General features: G+C 44.2%; 18 protein-coding genes. 10 read left to right on the top strand and 8 right to left on the bottom strand.

Annotated elements, in window-relative coordinates; genetic code table 11:
- The first annotated feature begins 293 nt into the window (after positions 1-293).
- Positions 294-470: a DUF3545 family protein gene (locus KL866_RS17295; protein ID WP_081765847.1), complete on the top strand. Its 177-nt coding sequence runs from the start codon at positions 294-296 to the stop codon at positions 468-470.
- Positions 471-558: 88 nt separating this feature from the next.
- Here KL866_RS17295 and ung read toward each other — a convergent pair whose 3' ends face one another.
- The 6 genes from ung to KL866_RS17265 all read right to left on the bottom strand — a co-directional run bounded on the left by ung (position 559) and on the right by KL866_RS17265 (position 10,107).
- Entirely contained in the window at positions 559-1,230 is a 672-nt protein-coding gene (gene ung, locus KL866_RS17290; RefSeq protein ID WP_025256207.1) for a uracil-DNA glycosylase, read from the bottom strand.
- On the bottom strand, positions 1,230-2,513 hold the full coding sequence (gene thrC, locus KL866_RS17285) for a threonine synthase (RefSeq protein ID WP_214996174.1): 1,284 nt from the start codon (positions 2,511-2,513) through the stop codon (positions 1,230-1,232). Before thrC ends, ung begins: the two co-directional genes overlap by 1 nt.
- Before the next feature lie 155 nt (positions 2,514-2,668).
- Positions 2,669-3,613 (bottom strand): homoserine kinase, encoded by a 945-nt coding sequence (gene thrB, locus KL866_RS17280; protein ID WP_214996173.1) that lies wholly within the window; start codon positions 3,611-3,613, stop codon positions 2,669-2,671.
- A gap of 147 nt (positions 3,614-3,760) precedes the next feature.
- Positions 3,761-6,226, bottom strand: coding sequence for a bifunctional aspartate kinase/homoserine dehydrogenase I (gene thrA, locus KL866_RS17275; RefSeq protein ID WP_025256210.1), 2,466 nt, complete (start codon positions 6,224-6,226; stop codon positions 3,761-3,763).
- A 377-nt stretch (positions 6,227-6,603) separates the two neighbouring features.
- Positions 6,604-9,147: an excinuclease ABC subunit UvrA gene (locus tag KL866_RS17270; RefSeq protein ID WP_214996171.1), complete on the bottom strand. Its 2,544-nt coding sequence runs from the start codon at positions 9,145-9,147 to the stop codon at positions 6,604-6,606.
- A gap of 81 nt (positions 9,148-9,228) precedes the next feature.
- Positions 9,229-10,107 carry a LysR substrate-binding domain-containing protein gene (locus KL866_RS17265; RefSeq protein ID WP_214996169.1) on the bottom strand — a complete coding sequence of 293 codons (879 nt, stop codon included), beginning with the start codon at positions 10,105-10,107 and terminating at the stop codon, positions 9,229-9,231.
- Between the two features lie 187 nt (positions 10,108-10,294).
- Between KL866_RS17265 and KL866_RS17260 the strand changes: the two genes are divergently transcribed.
- The 6 genes from KL866_RS17260 (at position 10,295) to arsB (ending at position 15,277) form a co-directional block, all read left to right on the top strand.
- Complete coding sequence (locus tag KL866_RS17260; protein ID WP_118492683.1) at positions 10,295-11,452, top strand: S-(hydroxymethyl)glutathione dehydrogenase/class III alcohol dehydrogenase; 1,158 nt, start codon at positions 10,295-10,297, stop codon at positions 11,450-11,452.
- Between the two features lie 260 nt (positions 11,453-11,712).
- Complete coding sequence (locus KL866_RS17255; protein ID WP_251140129.1) at positions 11,713-12,363, top strand: hypothetical protein; 651 nt, start codon at positions 11,713-11,715, stop codon at positions 12,361-12,363.
- Positions 12,364-12,500: 137 nt separating this feature from the next.
- A complete protein-coding gene (locus KL866_RS17250) occupies positions 12,501-12,845 on the top strand; it encodes a metalloregulator ArsR/SmtB family transcription factor (protein WP_214996165.1) in 345 nt (114 codons plus the stop codon).
- A 133-nt stretch (positions 12,846-12,978) separates the two neighbouring features.
- Positions 12,979-13,446, top strand: a complete 468-nt coding sequence (locus tag KL866_RS17245; RefSeq protein ID WP_214996163.1) for an arsenate reductase ArsC — start codon at positions 12,979-12,981, stop codon at positions 13,444-13,446.
- Positions 13,446-14,213 carry an arsenical resistance protein ArsH gene (gene arsH / locus KL866_RS17240; RefSeq protein WP_214996162.1) on the top strand — a complete coding sequence of 256 codons (768 nt, stop codon included), beginning with the start codon at positions 13,446-13,448 and terminating at the stop codon, positions 14,211-14,213. Before KL866_RS17245 ends, arsH begins: the two co-directional genes overlap by 1 nt.
- A 23-nt stretch (positions 14,214-14,236) precedes the next feature.
- Positions 14,237-15,277, top strand: a complete 1,041-nt coding sequence (gene arsB, locus KL866_RS17235) for an ACR3 family arsenite efflux transporter (protein ID WP_025256221.1) — start codon at positions 14,237-14,239, stop codon at positions 15,275-15,277.
- An 87-nt stretch (positions 15,278-15,364) separates the two neighbouring features.
- Here arsB and KL866_RS17230 read toward each other — a convergent pair whose 3' ends face one another.
- Entirely contained in the window at positions 15,365-15,763 is a 399-nt protein-coding gene (locus KL866_RS17230) for a response regulator (protein WP_025256222.1), read from the bottom strand.
- 179 nt (positions 15,764-15,942) lie between these two features.
- Here KL866_RS17230 and aceK point away from each other — a divergent pair, with 179 nt between their 5' ends.
- The 3 genes from aceK (at position 15,943) to KL866_RS17215 (ending at position 20,026) form a co-directional block, all read left to right on the top strand.
- A complete protein-coding gene (gene aceK, locus KL866_RS17225) occupies positions 15,943-17,682 on the top strand; it encodes a bifunctional isocitrate dehydrogenase kinase/phosphatase (RefSeq protein ID WP_214996161.1) in 1,740 nt (579 codons plus the stop codon).
- 266 nt (positions 17,683-17,948) lie between these two features.
- A complete protein-coding gene (locus tag KL866_RS17220) occupies positions 17,949-18,629 on the top strand; it encodes a response regulator transcription factor (protein WP_025256224.1) in 681 nt (226 codons plus the stop codon).
- The gene (locus tag KL866_RS17215; RefSeq protein WP_214996160.1) at positions 18,626-20,026 is read left to right on the top strand and encodes a HAMP domain-containing sensor histidine kinase; all 1,401 of its coding nucleotides are present in this window, start codon (positions 18,626-18,628) and stop codon (positions 20,024-20,026) included. Before KL866_RS17220 ends, KL866_RS17215 begins: the two co-directional genes overlap by 4 nt.
- Before the next feature lie 160 nt (positions 20,027-20,186).
- On the opposite strand, the gene KL866_RS17210 is transcribed toward KL866_RS17215, so the two are convergent.
- The gene (locus KL866_RS17210) at positions 20,187-20,747 is read right to left on the bottom strand and encodes a DUF3833 domain-containing protein (RefSeq protein WP_214996159.1); all 561 of its coding nucleotides are present in this window, start codon (positions 20,745-20,747) and stop codon (positions 20,187-20,189) included.
- Between the last annotated feature and the right edge of the window lie 41 nt (positions 20,748-20,788).

The following is a 20,788-nucleotide window of genomic DNA, read 5'->3' as shown; positions in this document are numbered from 1 at the left end:
CTGGCCGTTTTTTGTTGCGGTATTCATCGAGTAGACGACAGACATTTTTGATGCCCGCAACACTGTACAGTTGATTACTGATAAAACAAATAGTATCAATTACATACAGCTATTGTTCACGCTTTAAACACACTGAACATTTCCTTACCCTTGTCATCATAACGTCACAATTTGTTAATAAAAAGTAAACCAAACTATTTTATTTTAATGGCGGCTGTGATACAAAATCGTACAGAGGGAATTAAAAACAAAAAACTCTGTATTAGTTGTAGTGGTATAAAAAGGAGATCCCAGTGGATAAATCAGATCTATTTGCCATGTTAGACATCGAAGCAAGCCCAGCTAAAACCAAAAGTAAAAAAAGGAAGTGGAGAGAAATCGAAGCACTACGCGATAGGTACGCTTTAGAAAAAGAACTCGCCGAACTCGATTGTGGTTTCGAGTACGAGCTAGAGACACTGGAAAGATAAAACTAAAAGGCCGCCTGTTACAGGCGGCCTTTTTACTTTCTAGCGTGCTGTAAATGCTTCATACGTAAGCTTAGCGTGTGAACAAATACTATACCTGCCAATTGATAGGTGCTTTGCCCTTTTCAATCAGGTATTGATTGGTTTGGCTGAAGTGTTTACAACCTAAAAAGCCTCTGTGCGCTGAAAGCGGTGACGGGTGCGGCGCGTGTAGAACTTTATGTTTGTCACGGTCAATATGCTTACCTTTCTTCTGTGCGTGGCTTCCCCACAAAAGAAACACCACATTTTCACAGTTCGCGTTAACCACATCGATAACCTTATCGGTGAATGTTTCCCAACCCCATTTAGCGTGGCTATGTGCTTTCCCCTGCTCAACCGTTAACACAGTATTAAGTAAGAGTACGCCCTGTTCCGCCCAAGGTGTAAGCGTGCCGTGACTAGGTTCGGTGAAACCGTCGATATCAGTTAACAGCTCTTTGTACACATTCCTAAGTGATGGAGGCGTTTTAACGCCCGCTTTTACCGAGAAACAAAGCCCATGCGCTTGATTAGGCCCGTGATACGGGTCTTGCCCCAAGATCACGACTTTAACCTCATCAAGCGATGTGTATTTAAGTGCATTAAATACGTCAGACTGAGGAGGGTAAATAACGCCACCCGCCTCACGAGCGTGTTTCACGCGCTCAAGTAACTCAACAAAATAGTCTTTTTGCTTTTCATCACTAAGCGCGCTTTGCCATGTTAAAGCCGATGATGTCATTACTTAAGCAAGTCCATCATATGTTGTTTAAGTGCATCGTAAGACGCAGGTAAGTCTACTGCTAAGCTGTCTTCGCCTGCTACGTCAGCCAATGGCTTAGGTAAGCTAATCGGGTTGCCTAACACGTTTTCTACTGTTTCTCTGAACTTAGCTGGGTGTGCCGTTCCTAAGAACAATCCAATTTCGCCGTCTTCTAAGTCGTGACTTACCGCGCGATATGCAATAGCGGCATGCGGCTCACTGGTGTAGCCTTGTTGGGCTAATTGACGCATTGCTAGCTGAGTATACTCTTCATCTACCATCTCACCTTTAAGACACGCTTTGTCAATGTAACCACGCTCTATAAGCGCCTCGATACGCGGCCAGTTATTTGGCTGGCTAACATCCATGGCATTAGACATAGTTGCAACAGTTGATTTAGGGTCCCACTCACCTGTTTTAAGATAGCGCGGTACAGTATCATTTAAGTTAGTTGCCGCGATAAAGCGCTTAATAGGTAGACCTAAGGATTTAGCAATCATTCCTGCAGTTAGGTTACCAAAGTTACCACTAGGTACTGAAATAACGAGCTGATCGCGCTTTTCTTTTGGCAGCTGACTTACCGCTTCAAAGTAGTAGCACACTTGGGCTAATAAACGGCTGATATTAATTGAGTTTGCTGAGTTTAGGTGAAGACCTTCACGCACATCAGGATCATCAAATGCGGTTTTTACTAACGACTGACATGCATCAAAGTCTGACTCTATCGCCACGGTGTGAATGTTACCGCCTAGCGTCGTAAATAACTTTTCTTGCAGCGCACTAATTTTGCCTTTAGGGAACAAGATAACAACGTTAATGTTGTCGATACCATGGAATGCATGGGCAACCGCTGCGCCTGTATCGCCCGACGTCGCGGTTAAGATAGTTACTGGCTTACCTTCACTAATGCGCGAAAGAGTTTGCGCCATGAAACGGCCGCCAAAATCTTTAAACGCCAGTGTTGGGCCGTGGAAAAGCTCTAGGCAATACACGTTATCATTAACTTGCTCAACTGGCGCACCAAACGCAAACGCGGTTTGAACAACTTCGTCTAATTCGCCATTATTCAGCTCGTCGCCAATAAGCGCGCGAAGCACGTCAATACTGCGCTCGACAAACGGCTTTTCCAACAATTCGTCAATATTATCTAGAGTAGGAATATGCTCTGGAAAATAAAGCCCTTGGTTTCTACCTAAGCCACGCTTAACGGCTTCGGCAAAATTTGCTGTGTCCGATGAATCTTTTAAATTTACCAATTCCACTTGCTGTTACCTTTATAGTTGGGCAGATATGCTGCCCTTTTAATCTTTTAAAAAACCACTGCGCTTTTATAGGTTACTATGTCTTTAAGAAATCATGTGCTTTTAAGAAGTCATGTACCTTTAAGAAACCATATGCCTTTAAGAAATCATGTCCTTTAAGAAATAATAGTACCTTGGCTTGGTATTTGGCACACATGGCTAAAGCCATCTTCGTTTTGAATGTAGTTCGCGGTTAAATATCCTGTGACTTTTTCCGCCTGCTCTTTGCTTGGGCATACGGCAAACACTGTTGGCCCTGAGCCCGAAATACCAAACGCGAGCGCGCCCGCTTGTTCGCTAAACGCGCGTGCTTCATCAAAGCCTGGCAGCAGCGATTTTCTGTAAGGCTCGGCAATGACATCTTTCATTACAGACGCTGCCAAGTCAAAGTTACTTGCATGCAGTGCGTGTACAAACACTCCTAACTGACGTCCGAATGTTAGTGCTGTCGCCATATCCACTTGCTTAGGTAGGATATCGCGAGCAGCCGCTGTTGATACGCTAATGCCTGAATAGCACACCGCATAGTACCAATTGTCGTTAAGAGGTAAAGACAGTGTGACCGGCGCGTCGCTACCTGTCATCAACGTCATACCACCTAAGTAACATGGCGCGACATTGTCGTAGTGAATACTACCGCTTATTTGACCTTCTAGCTCACCCATCATAATAAGTAGTGTATCTTCATTAAATGGGGTATCGAAGTAAGCATTAAGTGCCGCAAACGCTGCCACAATAGAGCTTGCGCTTGAACCTAAACCACTACCAATGGGTAGGTTTTTGTGTAGCGTAAGCGCAACAGGAGATGTCGGCCTTCCAGCTTTTTCCATCTGCTCACAAAAATAGTGGTAGCACTTAGTGACAATATTGCTATCGGCATCGCCCGGAAGTTTGTGAGCAAAGCGCCCTACTGTTTCTAACGAAAATGAAGCAGCCGCTTTTATTTCTACCTCGTCACCTAGCTTGGTGCCGTCAACCGGTGCAAGCGCTGCGCCAAGTACGTCAAAGCCTAAGCTTACGTTTCCAATTGATGCCGGCGCAAAGGCCTTTAATGCTTTCATATTATTTCTCTTACTTCGCTTGCGACATAGACATTACATTAGCGCCTAAAATTAACGCCTAAAAGGCACTGACCTAAGTCGCATCTTCGAGTCTCTTTTTTCAAACGCTTATTGCTCACATTAAGCAGATTAAGTGTACATTAGCCGTTAGTGGGCCATTTGTTTCCACGGCATGGTACGTAAAATGTCAGCAAACACCCCTGCGGCGGTTACCGTACCACCTGCACCATATCCTCTGATTACGTAAGGAATTGGGCTGTAGTAGTCACTGTTAATAGCCAGCGCATTCTCGCCGTCTTTCACTTGTGAAAGTGGGTTGCTAGCGGGTACTGCCTGAATACTTACTTTGCATTTTCCATCTTCAATGCTGCCGATATAACGAAGCACTTTACCTTCTGCTCTGGCCGCCTCAACTTTTTCATTCATCGCTGCATCTAACTCAGGTAGCTGCTCCATAAATTCGTCAATCGAACAGTCTTCTGCAAACCCCGCTGGCAGAACCGACTCAATTTCGATATCAGAAAGTTCAAGCTCTAAATCGGCTTCACGGGCCATGATAAGTAGCTTACGCGCTACATCCATACCGCTTAAATCATCACGAGGGTCTGGCTCAGTAAAGCCGTTATCCTTCGCGGTTTGCGTAGCTCGAGACAAGCTCATTCCTTCTTCAAGTTTACCGAACACGTAAGATAAACTACCGGAAAGAATACCTTCAAACCGATGCAGTACGTCACCTGCGCTAAATAACTTTTGTAGGTTATCAATGACAGGAAGACCCGCACCCACTGTTGTCTCATAGAGATATTGACGGTTCGTAGTAAGTGCCGTTTTACGCAGCTTTCGATAGTAAGACATTGCGCTGGTATTCGCCTTTTTGTTTGGCGTCACTACGTGGAAGCCGCTTTCCATCATGTCTACGTATTTCTGTGCGATTGCTTCATGACTAGTACAATCAACAATGACAGGGTTGACCAGGCTGTTATCGTTCGCAAATTGATGCAGGCGTTCTACGCTCAAGCCTTCACTTGCTGAGTCAAGTGCCGCATTCCAATCGCTATTTAAATCAACACCATGGCTGTTAAGCAGCAATTTACGACTATTTGCAATACCGTAAACGCGCAATTGAATATTGCGTTTTAAAAGTGCTGGCTGTTGTTTTTGAATTTGGCCTAGCAGTTCAGTTCCCACATTGCCACACCCTACTAGGAATACGTCTATGGTATGGCGATCAGAGAAAAAATTCTGGTGAATAACCTTTACTGCTTTCTTAGCACGCTTACATTCAATTACTGTCGAAATAGAGCGCTCTGAAGAGCCCTGAGCAATAGCAACATTGTTTACTCGTGCTTGGGCAAGCGAGTTAAAGAAACGCGCTGCCAACCCTTTAGTCTGACGCATGCCATCGCCCACTAAGGTAACAATGGCTAGGTCATGACGCACTTCGATAGGGTCTAACAATTGGTTTTGAAGCTCTAGTGCGAAGGCATCTTCAAGTAGCGTTAATGCACGGCTGGCGTCTTTGCTTTGAATACAGAAACTAATTGAGTATTCCGAAGATGATTGTGTAATAAGGCTAATTGAAATATTGGCGTTAGACATCACTTCAAACACCCGACTTGCCATGCCCACCATGCCTTTAAGACCAGGGCCTGCCACGTTGAACATGGTGACATTATCAAGCTGTGAAATACCTTTAACCGACGTCCACACTTCGCTTTTTTCATTGCTGATTAGCGTACCAGGCGCTGCCGGATTTAACGTATTTCTTATCAAACAAGGAATGTGGTGCTGGGCGATAGGTCCTATAGTTTTAGGGTGAAGTACTTTCGCGCCGAAATAAGACAATTCCATGGCTTCTTGATAAGTCAACTTATCAAGCAGTACCGCACCTTCAACTTGATTTGGATCAGCGTTGTAAACACCGTCTACGTCTGTCCAAATTTCACAACAGCTTGCGTCAATGCAGGCCGCCAAAATAGCCGCTGAATAGTCAGAGCCATTGCGTCCTAGGGTTACTTTTTCGCCAGCTTCGTTAACGGCAACGAACCCGGGCATAACCAAAAACTCACTGCCATCGGTAGGCACATCTGAAAAACGCGCTTTACTTAGTGAAACGTCGGCAATGCTGTCTAGGTAATCACCCTCGGCAAGTACATATTTAACCGGGTCGATAACGCGATTTGCGATCCCTTTAGCCGATAGCATAGCGCTAAAAAGCGTCACTGAGATGTATTCGCCAATGCTAAGAATACCAGCAGCAACATTATCTGGCGCAACGCCTAGCAATTTAATGCCTTCAAGGTGCTGCTTTAATACTGACAAGTGACTATTGATAAATTCCACCACACTTGTGTGCTCAAACCCGTCGAACTCATCGTTCAGGTCGTTGGCAATGCCGGTAACCGTGTCGTTCAACTTATCGAATAATGGCTGGAAATCTTCACCCGCGGCTGCTTGTTCACAAAGTAGTGAAAGCGCGTTCGTTACCCCCTTTGGGGCAGAAAGTACAACCGCAGCACCGTCGGTTTGGTGGGTTGCCGTGCTAATTTCCATAACGCGCATGTATCGCGGTGCATCGGCTAGAGAAGAACCCCCAAACTTTAAGACTTTCATATGCTGCTCCTTAAGGTTACGCATGCTAAAACGTGTGTAAAAAAAAGCCCGCTCTGTGTTAGGCGGGCTTTCGTTGTCTTTTGCTTACTTGCACTAGTCAGCGACCGCCCTTTTTAAGGTGGTAATTAACATAATGGTGGTGCGAGTAAGTAGAATCTTTTTCATACAAGCAATTTGCCGTATAGACGTCTATAAGTCAACAGCAGTTTTCACCACACTGTATTGCAAAAAGTGAAATACTCTTTAATTAATATTTCTTTTTAAGGTACAAATATGAGTTTACGTGGTTTCTTATATAATTAACTACTACTTCAGTCCCCTCGAAAGGGTACGTATTCCTACGCTCAGTCAAATAGAATTCACCAACTAAAAGCTATTCAGTAGGCCAAACTCGCCTTCAAAAATGGGGCTGTTGCACTTTGTTTAACCTTAGCAACGTCCTCTGGGCTACCCTCAGCAACAATTCCACCTCCCTCATCACCAGCACCTGGCCCCATATCTATAATGTGATCACTCACAGCCGCCACCTGCATATTGTGTTCAACCATCACCACCGTATTCCCCGTTTCAACTAACGTAGTTAAATGCTGCATTAGTAGCGAAGTGTCTGAAAGGTGTAAACCTGTTGTAGGTTCATCGAGCACGTAAAGGGTATTAGCATTTTGAGCGCGTTTCAGTTCTGACGCTAATTTAATGCGCTGCGCCTCGCCGCCTGATAATTCGGTAGCACTTTGCCCCAGGGTAAGATAACCAAGCCCTACGTTTATTAGCGTTTGAAGGCCCCGCGAAATAACTTGATTACTATCAAATACAGATAATGCTTCTTCAACCGTTAGCGATAATACATCAGCGATAGAATGTTCGTTGTAATTAACTTCCAGTACGTTGTCGTTAAAACGCTGACCGTTACAAACGGTACAGGGGGAATAAACGCTCGGCATAAACAGTAGTTCTACCGATACCACACCCAAGCCTTCACAATGTGGGCACCGCCCTTTAGCCACGTTAAACGAAAAGTGGCCCGCATCGTACCCACGGTATTTTGCTTCTTCGGTTGAAGCAAATAAACTTCTGATTTGGTCAAATATGCCAGTATAGGTTGCCAATGTTGAACGGGGTGTCCTGCCAATGGGAGACTGATCTACTACAACTATACGACTTAACTCATCAAGCCCGCTTTCAATGCAGCCTTGCTGCGGCTCACTTTTATGTGGCAAAGCATCTTGAGCAAGAAGCGAATTGGCGTCAGTAAGCAGTTCTTTCGTTTCTCTTGTTTCTTGCGCTCGCTTCCCTTCTTTCTCGGCTGTACTTAAACCGTCTTTGACTAACTCAACTAATGCTTGGCTAATCAGACTCGACTTTCCAGAGCCGGAAACGCCAGTGACACAGGTCATCACACCAAGTGGAATATCAATATCAACATGGCTGACGTTGTTTCTAGACACGTCTTTTAAACGTAATACCCCCGATGACTTGCGTTTGATACGCTGACTAAGTGCTTTATTATTAAAAATATAGTCTGCCGTTGGGGAGTTTTTTATGCTTGCCAGTTCCTTAACCGGCCCACTATAAACAAGCTCACCTCCGTTTACCCCCGCTCGCGGCCCCACGTCTACAACCCAGTTAGCGCCTTTAATAACGTAAGGATTGTGCTCGACAACAAGCAGTGAATTTCCCGTTTCGGTAATATTGTGAAGTGCGCGAATAAGCCCTTCGACATCGCGAGGGTGAAGACCTGATGAAGGTTCATCCATTACAAAGACAACGCCAAATAGGTTTGATTTAAGCTGAGTCGCTAGGCGCAATCGCTGCAGTTCTCCGACTGAGATACTTGTTGTACTTCTATCTAACGAAAGGTAATGAAGCCCAAGCGCTATTATCGGTTTCACTCTTTCAATAACGTCGCCCGTAATATTGCGTATTACCTGACCACGCTCTGAAGTATCGCCGTCGACTGAATTTCTTAACGCCTGAAGCTTCTCGTGAACTTGCTGTAGTGGCAGCCTTGAAAAATCAATAATATCTAAGCCATCAACTTTCACTGCTAGCGCTTTTTGCTTAAGCTTTTTTCCACTGCAAACCCGACATGCTTCAACAGATATAAAGGGAGCTATTCGCTGCTTCATTTTCTCTTTTTGAGACGTTTTGAAGGTATCGAGCACATGACGCCGCGCACTGATAAACTTACCATTGTAGCTGGCAGGTTCACCCTCTTGTTGTGCTTTACGGGTTTGCGCGAGGTTATAATTTCGATATACGGGTACCTGTGGCATTTCGTCAGTGTATAAAATCCAGTCACGCGTTTTTTGAGGCAACTCACGCCATGGAATATCAACATCAATATCAAGGGATAATAGCACCCTAACAAGGTTTTTACCCTGCCACGCGCCAGGCCAAGCTGCCACAGCGCCCTCACGTATAGTGAGGCTGTCGTCGGGTACAAGGCGATGAGCTAGTGTGTCAAAAACTTTTCCAATACCGTCACAGTGTTCACATGCACCTTCAGGCGTATTAGGAGAGAAACCGTCAGCGTAAACAATGTTTTGTCCTTCGGGATAGTCGCCTGCCCGGGAATAAAGCATTCGCAGACTATTAGATAGCGTGGTGATACTGCCAACAGAAGAACGAACTGAGGGTGCGCCTCGGCGCTGGTGTAGCCCCACAGCGGGCGGTAAACCTTCAATTGCGTCTACGTCAGGCTTCTCCACCTGCTCAATTAACCGTCTGGCATAAGGTGATATTGAATCTAAATAGCGGTGCTGAGCTTCTGCGTAAAGCGTACCGAAAGCCAAAGAAGATTTTCCTGAGCCAGATACACCGGTAAACACTACCACTTCATTTCGCGGTATATCGATACTGATATTTTTTAAGTTGTGTACACGGGCACCGCGTACGTGAATTTTTCCCTCATCATTGTGCACTTCATCACCTGCATATCACCTTTATTAAAGAATATTTAGACAAAGGCGCTGTATTTCGATCACTATTTTTAAACAAGCGCGTCAGCTGTCTGAAATGAGATGTTGAGCTAAAAAATCCACCAGCAACCTAATTTTTGGTGCAACATTTCGGTTTGAAGGAAATACAGCCCAAATAGCCTCTTGCTTGTCTTTGTACTCGGGGAACAGCTCTATTAGCTGACCTGAGGCTAGCGCTTTACGCACGTAAAACCCAGGTAGTTGTGCAATACCTAAACCAGCAACCGCGGCGCTGCATAGGGCATTCCCGCTGTTATACCGTACTCTCCCCTGTACAGAAATTGATTGAATTTTATTATCGATAAGTAAACGCCAATATGGCTGTGACCCCACCAGCAGCGAGTGCTCTTTTAACTCTTCAATACTTTTAGGCTGACCTTGCTCTCTAAAATAATCCCTACTTCCGCATACAAATAAATGTCGGGTAGCCAGCTTTTTAGCAACTAAGGTCGAGTCTTCTAATTTGCCAATGCGGATGGCCAGGTCGAGCCCCTGCTCTACAATATCGAGCTTTTCGTTTGAAAAGGTGCATTGCACGCTAATGCCGGAATACTTTTGCATAAAGGTATTGAGCAGAGGCGCGATGAATGCTTCGCCGAAAGCGACCGGAGCGGTGAGCTTAATTAACCCTTGGGGAGACGCTTGAAGTGCGCTTACGGATAGCTGGGCATCTTCAAGCGCTTTTAACGCGGGTAAAACTTGCTGAAAATACTGTGTACCTGCTTCAGTAAGTGAAACACTTCGCGTAGTGCGCTGCAATAATTTAACGCCAAGCTGCTTTTCAAGCGATGCGACTTTACGACTTATTTGGGCCACTGACGTATCAAGCTTATTCGCTGCTCCAGTAAAATTTCCAACGTCCGCAACAGCACAAAATTCTGCTATTCCCTCAAGATATTTCATTATTGCCACTCGCTATCGATACGTTCTTCAACGCAGTACTTATTTCTTATTACATTCTATTTGGCAAAATTCATTATTACAAATATGAAATAGTGATTTACTAAAAACGTATTTATCATTAGTAATCCGTCTCCTATACTTTGGCCTATAAAACATCATCGTATATTTATGATTAAGGAGTCATCACATGACATCGTTCAAAGATTCGTTGCAAGAAGGTCAAACGCACATCAAGTCAAAAGCTGCAGTGGCTTGGGGCCCGGGTGAGCCGTTAAAAATGGAAGAAGTTGACGTAGAGCTTCCTAAGAAAGGTGAGGTACTTGTACGCATCGTTGCAACTGGCGTATGCCACACTGATGCATTTACGCTGTCCGGTGATGATCCTGAAGGCGTATTCCCTTCAATTCTAGGCCACGAAGGTGGTGGTATTGTTGAAATGGTGGGCGAAGGCGTTACTAGTGTAGAAGTGGGTGATCACGTGATCCCTCTTTATACAGCAGAGTGCGGCGAATGTAAGTTCTGTAAATCAGGTAAAACTAACCTTTGCCAAGCAGTGCGTGAGACGCAAGGTAAAGGCCTAATGCCAGATGGTACAAGTCGTTTTTCTAAAGATGGCGAGCCAATTTATCACTATATGGGCTGCTCAACGTTTTCTGAGTACACAGTTCTACCTGAAATATCGCTAGCGAAAGTAAACAAAAATGCGCCGCTAGACGAAGTTTGCTTGCTTGGTTGTGGTGTAACTACGGGTATGGGTGCTGTACTTAAAACTGCAAAAGTACAGGAAGGCGACACGGTTGCTATTTTTGGCCTAGGCGGAATCGGTCTATCAGCCATCATTGGTGCACGTATGGCAGGCGCAGGTCGCATCATTGGTATCGATATTAATGAAAGCAAGTTTGACCTAGCAAAACAGCTTGGCGCAACTGACGTGGTAAACCCACAGAATTTCGATAAGCCTATTCAGGAAGTGATTGTTGAAATGACCGATGGCGGCGTTGACTACTCGTTTGAATGTATCGGCAACGTAAACGTTATGCGCTCTGCACTTGAGTGCTGTCACAAGGGCTGGGGCGAATCTGTGATCATTGGTGTTGCGGGCGCAGGGCAAGAGATTTCAACGCGTCCATTCCAGTTGGTAACAGGTCGTGTATGGCGCGGTTCTGCTTTTGGTGGTGTTAAAGGTCGCTCAGAGCTACCAGGAATTGTTGAACAATACCTAAACGGTGATTTTGGCCTTCAAGAGTTTATCACTCATACCATGGGCCTTGATGCAATAAACGAAGCGTTTGATTTAATGCATAAAGGCGAAAGCATCCGCTCTGTTGTGCATATGGATAAATAAGCTAAGTTGTACTAGCGCTATACATTTCAGGAGAAGCTCTGCTTCTCCTTTTCTTATAATACCCCCTGCTCTAACGCTTTGAGCACGGCCCTTGTTCTATCTCTCACGCCAAGCTTGGCCATTTTATAGTGGTGGTACTGCAATTTGGACAACACGCAATCAAATGTGTAACGTAAGAAGTGACAGCAACGCCCCTTTTAAACAGTGTCAAACTTGAGCGTTAAATTATGAAAAAGCCCCAGCCAGCAATAGATACAAGAATGAAAAATTCACTATCGTTTAAAAAGCCTACATTTAGTTTTATTGTTGCCACTGCTTGTATCAGTCTAGGGCTAGCCTTAAGTGCATCTGTGAACGCTCACGCTACAGCATTAAAAACGAGTACCGACACGCAAGTTAAGGAAACCACTCCTACCCTATCGACGCTCACCAACTACCAAGAAAACGCGCCCTTCATGTATTCTTCTGGCTTGCCTGATGCCTCCCATCTTTCTTTACTAAAAGAAAAAGGGGTGACTCACGTTATAGATTTGATCCCAGGAAATCGATCGAGTGAGATTTTAACTACCTCAGAATTAGGCCTCGACTACTTTAATGTGCCCGTTGATTGGGAAGCTCCTACGTTGGCTAACTTTTTAAATTACGCGGCATTTATGCAAAGCGTAGATGTTAAGAAGGACAAGGTACTCACTCACTGTAAACTGAATTGGCGGGGTGCTGCTTTTACCTACCTTTATAGAATTAACGTTCTGGGTGAAAGTGAACAAACCGCAAAAACAGACCTAATGGCCATTTGGCACCCCAACCCTACATGGTACATCTTTATGAACGAAGTTATCACCCACTACAATGGGGTAAACGGCAAACAAGTAGCGATGTCGTTTAAGGCCGCCGTTCCTGAAAGCCAATAAATTTAGGCGCTTCCTTAGTTAGCTTTTAAACCACTTCATTCCTATTACACATATATGAAATTTCAGATGCGTTATTGACACATACGGAATTTCATATACGATACATCACATACGAAATTTCATATGTGAAGATTTTTATGTCGAATTGTTGTGAACCCGCGCAATTAGCGCCCCTAGCATTTTTTAAATGCCTGTCGGAAGACACTCGCTTGAAGACGCTACTCATGCTTAGCGTAAAAGGCGAGCTATGCGTGTGCGACCTCACCGATGCGCTTCAACTAAGCCAGCCGAAAATTTCGCGACATCTTGCAGATTTACGTAAATGCGGTTTAGTGCTCGATACCCGTAAGGGCAAATGGGTGTATTACCAACTTCATCCTGACTTACCTGCTTGGGCACTAGACGTTATCAAAAACACGGCGTCGAATAATAGTACATACATCGAAGAGCCATTAGCGAACTTGCTCTGCGAGAATTGCTAACTCCTACGTAGTGTGGTGCAAATCAATAGTGATGATTGCATCTTGGTAAGCCGCCAGTCTTCTATTTTTCAATATTTTTCAACTTTTTGATAGCTATTCAAAATAGCGTCAGCCAATTAAATAGGGTTTTTATATGAAGGTTTTATACATTTGTACGCACAACCGTTGCCGCAGTATTCTTTGCGAAGCCATCACTAATGCCTCTAACGGTAATGTAGAAGCGCGCAGTGCGGGCAGCCAGCCTGTCGGTGAAGTACACCCTCTTTCTCTTAAATACCTTGCAGAGCGCGGATTTGATACAAACGGGCTTCAAAGTCAGTCGTGGGATGAATTTGAAGATTATGATGCTGATCTTGTCGTCACCGTTTGTGATTCAGCGGCGGGTGAGTCATGCCCTGTTTATTTCGGTAAATCGCTTAAGGTGCACTGGGGCTTAGAAGACCCGTCAAAGTTAGAAGGTAGTGAGCAAGATAAAGCTGCAGCATTTAACAACACCATTGATATTATTGAAAAGCGTGTAGCGGCATTAGCAGAGCTTGCTGAGAAAAACTTAGATAAAGCAGCGCTTAAAGAGGCGCTATCAAAATTAGGTGCTCAGTAATGATTGAAGATAAATCGATGGTCCAAGATATATCTAACAGCCAAGAAATATCAGCAGCTGAAAGCCCCTCTGATAACGCGGTAATGGAGCAAATGCACAAGCCGATTATGGCTAACTTTGCATCAAGGTTTTCAGACCACAAGCCGCGCATTTTATTACTTTACGGCTCGCTAAGAGAACGTTCTTACAGCCGTTTAGTTATAGAAGAATCAGCCCGATTGCTTGAGTACTTTGGTGCAGAAGCCAAAATCTTTGACCCTCGCGGATTACCGCAGCCAGATACTGAAGATGAGTCACACCCCAAAGTTAAAGAATTGCGCGAGCTTATGATGTGGTCTGAAGGTCAAATTTGGTGCTCACCAGAACGTCACGGCAGCATAACTGGTATCATGAAAAGCATGATTGACTGGGTGCCACTTAGCCTTGGTGGTGTGCGCCCTACTCAAGGGAAAACGCTGGCCATTATGCAGGTATCAGGCGGTTCACAATCGTTCAATGCCCTAAACCAAATGCGCATTTTGGGCCGCTGGATGCGCATGTTAACTATCCCTAACCAGTCTTCAGTGGCAAAAGCCTTTCTTGAATTTGAAGAGGATGGTCGCATGAAACCGTCACCCTACTACAACCGAATAGTAGATGTAGTAGAAGAGCTTGTGAAGTTCACCTTGCTAACTCGCGACAACAAAGACTTTCTAGTTAATCGCTATTCTGAACGCGTTGAAAGCGCGGAAGAAGTAAGCAAACGTGTTAATCAAAAATCGCTGTAAAATTAAGACAAAGGTGAGTAGAAATGGGGTTCTTTGAACGTTATTTATCAGTGTGGGTTGGTCTTTGCATTATTGCGGGGGTGGGCCTAGGTTATACTTTGCCTGGCGTATTCGAGTCTATTGCAGCGCTTGAATATGCACACGTAAATCTTGTAGTGGCAGTACTTATTTGGCTAATGATCTACCCAATGATGGTGCAAATAGACTTCGGCTCTATTAAAGATGTGGGTAAAAAGCCAAAGGGTCTAGTGCTAACGCTTGTGGTAAACTGGCTTATCAAGCCTTTCACTATGGCGCTATTAGGCTGGCTATTCTTTAAAGGTATTTTTGCCGACTGGGTAGACCCGCAAACTGCCACTGAATACATTGCAGGTATGATTTTACTGGGCGTCGCTCCTTGTACTGCCATGGTTTTTGTATGGAGCCACCTTACCAAAGGAGATGCTAACTACACCCTAGTTCAGGTATCAATTAACGACCTTATTATGGTCGTTGCCTTTGCCCCGCTTACCGCCATGCTGTTGGGTGTAACAGATATCACGGTCCCTTGGGACACGCTGCTACTGTCTGTAGCGCTCTATGTAGTATTGCCGCTGGTAGCGGGTTATATCACGCGCCGCCACTTGGAAAACAAAAACAACAGCACACAGAAGACAGGTTCAGGAAATAACGCGGTCGACGCGCTAATAAGTAAATTTAAGCCATTTTCAGTCATTGGGTTACTGCTGACAATTGTTATTTTGTTTGGCCTTCAAGCAGAAACTATATTATCGCAGCCCCAGGATATTGTGCTTATTGCGATACCCCTGCTTATACAAACTTACGGTATCTTTGCTATTGCCTACTTTGCCGCAAAACGCATGAAACTACCGCACAATGTAGCTGCGCCAGCATGTATGATTGGTACGTCGAACTTTTTCGAGTTGGCGGTAGCCGTAGCCATTTCACTATTTGGGTTACACAGCGGCGCAGCACTCGCCACTGTGGTGGGCGTATTAGTTGAAGTGCCCGTTATGCTTTCTTTGGTGTGGTTTGCGAATAAAACGCGCCACTGGTTCGACTAAGCAATGTTTAAACAAAGTCTGCAGCGGTGAAATCGCGGAAACAAAAAAGGGCGAGCCAATGGCTCGCCCTTCTCATTTTTTAAATTCTTAAACCGCAATCGGTGCTTTGTAAGTATCGGGAAGAATGAAACCAAAGCGTTGTAGAACCGACGTAAGTTCATCGCGCTTAATTGGCTTTTCAATAAAACCTAATGCGCCCAATGACATCACTTTTTCTTGCATCAATGGCTGAATGTCACCCGAAATAACAATGACAAAAGTCTCAAGTTTACGGCGTTTAATTTCGCTCAAAACACTGAGGCCGCCCAGCACAGGCATTGTTAAATCTAGTAATACAAGGTCAATAGTATGATGTGCTAATACTTCTAAAGCGTCCATACCATTTGACACTTCATAGATAGCTTCAGCGAACCCACTTGGCAAGTTACTTCTGGCCATTTTACGTGCAAGCGCAGAATCGTCACAAATTAGAATATTAAAACCCATCAGATACAATCTTATAAGTGGTTACTAATGCACCATTAGGATACATTAAACGAAAGTATAAGAAAATAATAAAAACATTGAATTATTGGCTACTTACTCGATAACTACACCAAACTCCCCTCTCCTAATAGCATGTTTTGTGGTAGATATAAGGCGTAATAAAAAAGGAAAACATCCCTATGCAAGAGCTAGCTACGACCCAAGACAAAAACTTGGTAAAAAGAGTTGCCTATCAGATATTGTCTCATTTCGATAAGAGCTACCGGTGGTTCACCCGCATTACACGGGGCGCTCAAGAAAGATTTGAAAAGGGTAATTGGAAAGAAACCCAGCTAGCCTCTAAAGAGCGGATTACCATTTATGAGCAAAGCCTGTCAGACGCTGTTGCCGAAATTTATCAGCTTACTCAGGTCCACCAAAAAGATGATGCTTTTTGGCAAGAGCTTAAAAAAGTGTTCGCGCTCCAACTTGAAGGCCACCCGCAATTTGAGTTAGCCGAAACCTTTTATAACTCAGTGATTGGCCGCTTGTTTAAGCACAGAAAAATAGACAACGACATGATGTTTGTTCTGCCTAGCCGCTGCTTTTTGCCTGGGCAAGACAGAGACAAAGTAGTCAACAGCTTTGACACCACCACTACCGTACGTGAGATGTACGAGTCGATATTTAAAATTTACCGATACAATATTCCGTTTGAAAACTTTGAACGGGACTTACAAAACCTTGAGACTGCCTTACGTGCGCGATTGAACAAAGAACAGCTAGCCAGTGTGCAAGCGGTTGAAATTCTTAAGCCTACTTTTTTTCGTGGTAAAGCGGCTTATTTGATTGGTCGTATTTGTATGCCCGACGAAACTCTGCCGTTTGTCATTGCCATGCGAAGATACAACGAGCCACACATGTTCGTTGATTCCCTTCTGACCGACCGCAAAGATCTAAGCGTTATTTTCGGCTTTGCTCGTAGCTATTTTATGGCCGACACACAAAACCCTGCCGAGGTTGCCGCTTTTCTACAAGAGTTATTGCCGAATAAAAAACACTTTGAATTATACATGTCAATGGGGCATTACAAACACGGCAAGACTGTTTTCTATCGTAACTTCTTAGCACACTTAGAAGAGTCGAAGGACAAGTTCGAAGCTGCGCCGGGCATTCGTGGGTTGGTGATGATGGTTTTCCACCTGCCATCTTACGGCGTTGTTTTTAAAATCATTAAAGATGAGTTTGCAGAAAGTAAGAAGATTACTCGTGAACACGTAAAAGAATGCTACAAGTTAGTAAAAATGTCGGACCGTGTAGGCCGAATGGCTGACACCCATGAATACGTTAATTTTAGGTTCCCGTTAGATAGGATTGAACCTGAGCTTATTGAAGAACTAAAAGAAACGTGTGCATCGAGTTTAGAATTTACTGAGACAGAGCTTATCATCAAGCACATGTACATTGAGCGGAAAATGACCCCGCTGAATATATACCTTCAAGAAGAAACTGACGAAGAAAAAATAACGCGTGCGCTTGATGAGCTTGGCCTATGCATTAAGCAAATTGCCATGGCAAATATCTTTCCCGGCGATATGCTGCACAAAAATTTCGGTATTACCCGTCATGGTCGCGTGATTTTCTATGACTATGATGAAATTTGTTTAATGAACGAGCGTAACTTCAGGGAGTTGCCAAAATCAGATGACCCCTATGCTATCGATACACTTTCAGTAGCGCCTAACGACGTATTCCCCGAACAATTCGAGCACTTCATCGTCGGTAAACGAAAGTTCAAAGATATACTTAAGTCATTGCACGGCGACTTGATGACACCTGAGTACTGGCACGAGGTACAGAAGAAATGCGCCCGGGGAGACGTACAGCATTTCACTCCCTATAACGCTAGCATGCGTTTTGACAGAGGCGATCAAAGCTAAGTATTCAAAAAAAGAAACTTTCTTGCCGCCGTGACGCAAAATTAGACCATGAATTGTGCTGTGCCTTTAAAAATAAGTTATCGCCTTTTCGGTACATGCGAAAAAGCTTAAAAGTGATCGTTTTAGGTTACAAAATGCGTAAAAGAGGCAAAGCGATAAAGCTTTTCAATTGCTTGTTTTTGCTTGCTGACTGTGAAACACCACATATAGATAACAGCAACGCCAAAATAGGTGCGTGAATGTAGATAAACAGAAGAATCATATCAATGAAAGTGCTACTTGTAGAAGATGATCCAAAGGTTGCCTCTCACATTGCAAATGGACTATTGGGTGAAGGGCATGAGTGTATTACTGTAGGTGATGGAACATCAGGCTACCAACAGGCGGCCAATAGCGAATTAGACGCGGTAATCCTAGATGTGATGTTACCTGAACTCGACGGTTTCACCGTACTTGAGAAACTTCGCGAAGAAGGTAACACAACCCCTGTTTTATTGCTAAGCGCCAAGAGCCAAGTCGAAGATAAGGTTAAAGGTCTTCGCACTGGCGCCAACGACTACCTAACTAAACCCTTCGCTTTTGAAGAGTTACTCGCTCGAGTTGAAGGCCTGGCTGGTCGTAATAAAGACGGCGAGGATAAAACCTTGATAAAGGTTGGAGACCTCACGCTAGACTTAGTTAACCGCAAAGTATTGCGTGGCGATGAAGAAATTGACCTTCAATCGAAGGAATTCCAACTACTTGAATGTCTACTTCGTCATAAGGGTAAAGTAGTGACGCGAAGCATGTTGCTTGAACAGGTTTGGAATTATCATTTTGACCCGCAGACTAATGTGATTGATGTTCATATTAGCCGCTTGCGTCAAAAGGTAGATAAAGCGTTCAATGTTCCGCTTATTGAAACGGTTAGAGGTACTGGCTACCGCATAGCGGACGGGCTTGCATGATAGCAATACGCGACTTTACGCGTAGCTCTAGTTTTCGCGTAGGCGTATTGCTCACCACCCTAGCCTGTATTGCTATTGTTTTAATTATTTATTTTTGGCGATTAACGAGCAGCGACTTGTTTATTTCCGAGTCTAATGCTGCCGTTAATGCCAAAGCGAACGCGCTTATAACCCTTTATGAAAACCTTGGCATTGACGCCGTTACGTTGGCCATTATAAGCGACAATAACCAACCTACTTCTAGCACAAAAACACCTTCTCCTTCATTCGAAAATTTGCGTTCTTTTGTGGTGCTTAGCAAAGATGATCAAGTAGTAGCAGGTAACCTTGCTTCTATTCCACTAGTACTCGAACGCCACAAAGGGGTTAACTTTGACACAGCAGAAATTGTAATTACCCGGCCTAACAGTTCATCAAGGAAAACCTTGCGCCAAGCATTGATAAGGGAAGATGTACTAGGGGACTATACCCTGTACGTCGGGCGTGGTATCGATGACTTATATAGCGCACAGTGGTTTGGCAAAACCTTTAGCTGGATCATTGTTGTGCTGCTTTGTGCCTTGAGTATTCTTAGCTTCGCCATTGCCGTGTATGTGGTTAAACGAATTAACCGCATGTCGCAAACTGCTGACAAAATTATAAAGACTGGTAACCTTGAAGAACGGCTAGAGATTGATAGCAATTGGGACGACCTCAGCAGTCTTTCATTCGTTTTCAATCAAATGTTGGACACCATTGAAAGCTCAGTTAATAACATCAAGTCAGTCACAGACAGTATTGCTCACGACCTGCGCACACCGCTGTCAAGGCTTCGTAATACGCTAGAGAGAATTGAAGACGATCAGCTTCGAGAAGACACCACACAAGAAGCCGATAACCTTCTTAATATGTTCAATAGTTTATTGCGCATAAGCGGTCTTGAGACCACAAACAAGAAAGAGGGTTTCTGCAGTACCGACGCCAGAGCTATTGTTGAAGACGTTGTTGACCTCTACCACCCCCTTGCGGAGGAGCGTAACATTCAGCTGTCCAGTCAACTTGAAAACATCACTATGCTTGCCGACCCTAATTTACTTTTCCAAGCCGTGGCCAACGTACTAGACAATGCTATCAAGTATTCAAATGAAGATAGTATGGTTAATGTGCAGCTAACGACTACACCTCGGCATATTGTTATTGCCGTCAATGACGCAGGAATAGGCGTTGGAGAGCACGAGATTATAAATTTAGAGCGTCGTTTTTATCGCGCTGATGGAAGCAGAACAAGCAAAGGGAACGGGTTAGGCTTATCACTTGTCTCGGCAATAGTGAAGCTGCACGATGGGCAAACTTGGTTTGTGCACGACCCACTAATACAAGGACATGGGCTGGGAGTCGTTTTTTGTTTTCCACGTTAGTCTGAGTAAACGCGAACTAATCAGAGTCAGCAAAAAGCAGGCGCTATCTACAGAACAAGTATGTTACGGCCTACTAGTTAAATTTACTCACTTTTTTCGAATGCTGACCTATAGATGGTATAGGTCAGCGAATTTTCTACTATCAGTAATCTGTAGATTATCAATCACTTTGCTTCTGCATAAAAATAGTAACTTCGGCCATCACAATACCGAACTTACGAATGTACGAACGGTTCATCATGGTAGTGTCATCGAAAGCCCAAAACCAGTCATCAAACGTTACTGAATAAGTAGTATCGTCTACCGGTAAATCCATCTCGTAGTGAAAATTAAATGCATTGCCGTAGCTGGTGCCTTTTGCAGGCCCGTCAATATCACTCGCTTTGCCTACAAATGTACCATCGCTCTGCTTTGCAATAGTCCATATACGAGATTTTGCACCTTCGCCAACACCATATTCAAAGGTTTCATCGAGCGTTAATGTATCGCCCTCTATTGAGCCATCAATGTTTACCACAAACCTTTGTACTACTTCGCCCGAGCGATTTTGTACTATGCCCCACGCTTTAACGTTTCCATCGAAAAACTGTTCAATATCGAAAACTGGAGACATTGACTGATAGTCTTCACCATCGACTGACACAGAACATCCAGATAGCCCTGCCATGGTCAATGCTGCAAACCCTACCCCTAAACATAACTTCATCATATTTTTTATCATTTTATTTGTCCTGCTCAACTAAAACCTAATTCGACTCTGTG

Origin of the sequence: Alteromonas sp. ALT199, from assembly GCF_018619335.1 — a bacterium.
Classification (GTDB): Bacteria; Pseudomonadota; Gammaproteobacteria; order Enterobacterales; family Alteromonadaceae; genus Alteromonas.
The sequence above is the reverse complement of the archived record's forward strand: the minus strand, read 5'-3'. Positions and strand labels throughout refer to the sequence as shown.

Excerpts from the sequence above, each read along its gene's own strand:
- arsH (WP_214996162.1), top strand. The coding sequence starts at position 13,446 with ATGATTGAAGATAAATCGATGGTCCAAGATATATCTAACAGCCAAGAA.
- arsB (WP_025256221.1), top strand. The coding sequence starts at position 14,237 with ATGGGGTTCTTTGAACGTTATTTATCAGTGTGGGTTGGTCTTTGCATT.
- KL866_RS17255 (WP_251140129.1), top strand. The coding sequence starts at position 11,713 with ATGAAAAATTCACTATCGTTTAAAAAGCCTACATTTAGTTTTATTGTT.
- KL866_RS17230 (WP_025256222.1), bottom strand. The coding sequence starts at position 15,763 with ATGGGTTTTAATATTCTAATTTGTGACGATTCTGCGCTTGCACGTAAA.
- thrA (WP_025256210.1), bottom strand. The coding sequence starts at position 6,226 with ATGAAAGTCTTAAAGTTTGGGGGTTCTTCTCTAGCCGATGCACCGCGA.
- KL866_RS17220 (WP_025256224.1), top strand. The coding sequence starts at position 17,949 with ATGAAAGTGCTACTTGTAGAAGATGATCCAAAGGTTGCCTCTCACATT.
- thrB (WP_214996173.1), bottom strand. The coding sequence starts at position 3,613 with ATGAAAGCATTAAAGGCCTTTGCGCCGGCATCAATTGGAAACGTAAGC.
- aceK (WP_214996161.1), top strand. The coding sequence starts at position 15,943 with ATGCAAGAGCTAGCTACGACCCAAGACAAAAACTTGGTAAAAAGAGTT.
- KL866_RS17210 (WP_214996159.1), bottom strand. The coding sequence starts at position 20,747 with ATGATAAAAAATATGATGAAGTTATGTTTAGGGGTAGGGTTTGCAGCA.
- KL866_RS17245 (WP_214996163.1), top strand. The coding sequence starts at position 12,979 with ATGAAGGTTTTATACATTTGTACGCACAACCGTTGCCGCAGTATTCTT.
- KL866_RS17260 (WP_118492683.1), top strand. The coding sequence starts at position 10,295 with ATGACATCGTTCAAAGATTCGTTGCAAGAAGGTCAAACGCACATCAAG.
- KL866_RS17215 (WP_214996160.1), top strand. The coding sequence starts at position 18,626 with ATGATAGCAATACGCGACTTTACGCGTAGCTCTAGTTTTCGCGTAGGC.
- KL866_RS17250 (WP_214996165.1), top strand. The coding sequence starts at position 12,501 with ATGTCGAATTGTTGTGAACCCGCGCAATTAGCGCCCCTAGCATTTTTT.
- ung (WP_025256207.1), bottom strand. The coding sequence starts at position 1,230 with ATGACATCATCGGCTTTAACATGGCAAAGCGCGCTTAGTGATGAAAAG.
- KL866_RS17265 (WP_214996169.1), bottom strand. The coding sequence starts at position 10,107 with ATGAAATATCTTGAGGGAATAGCAGAATTTTGTGCTGTTGCGGACGTT.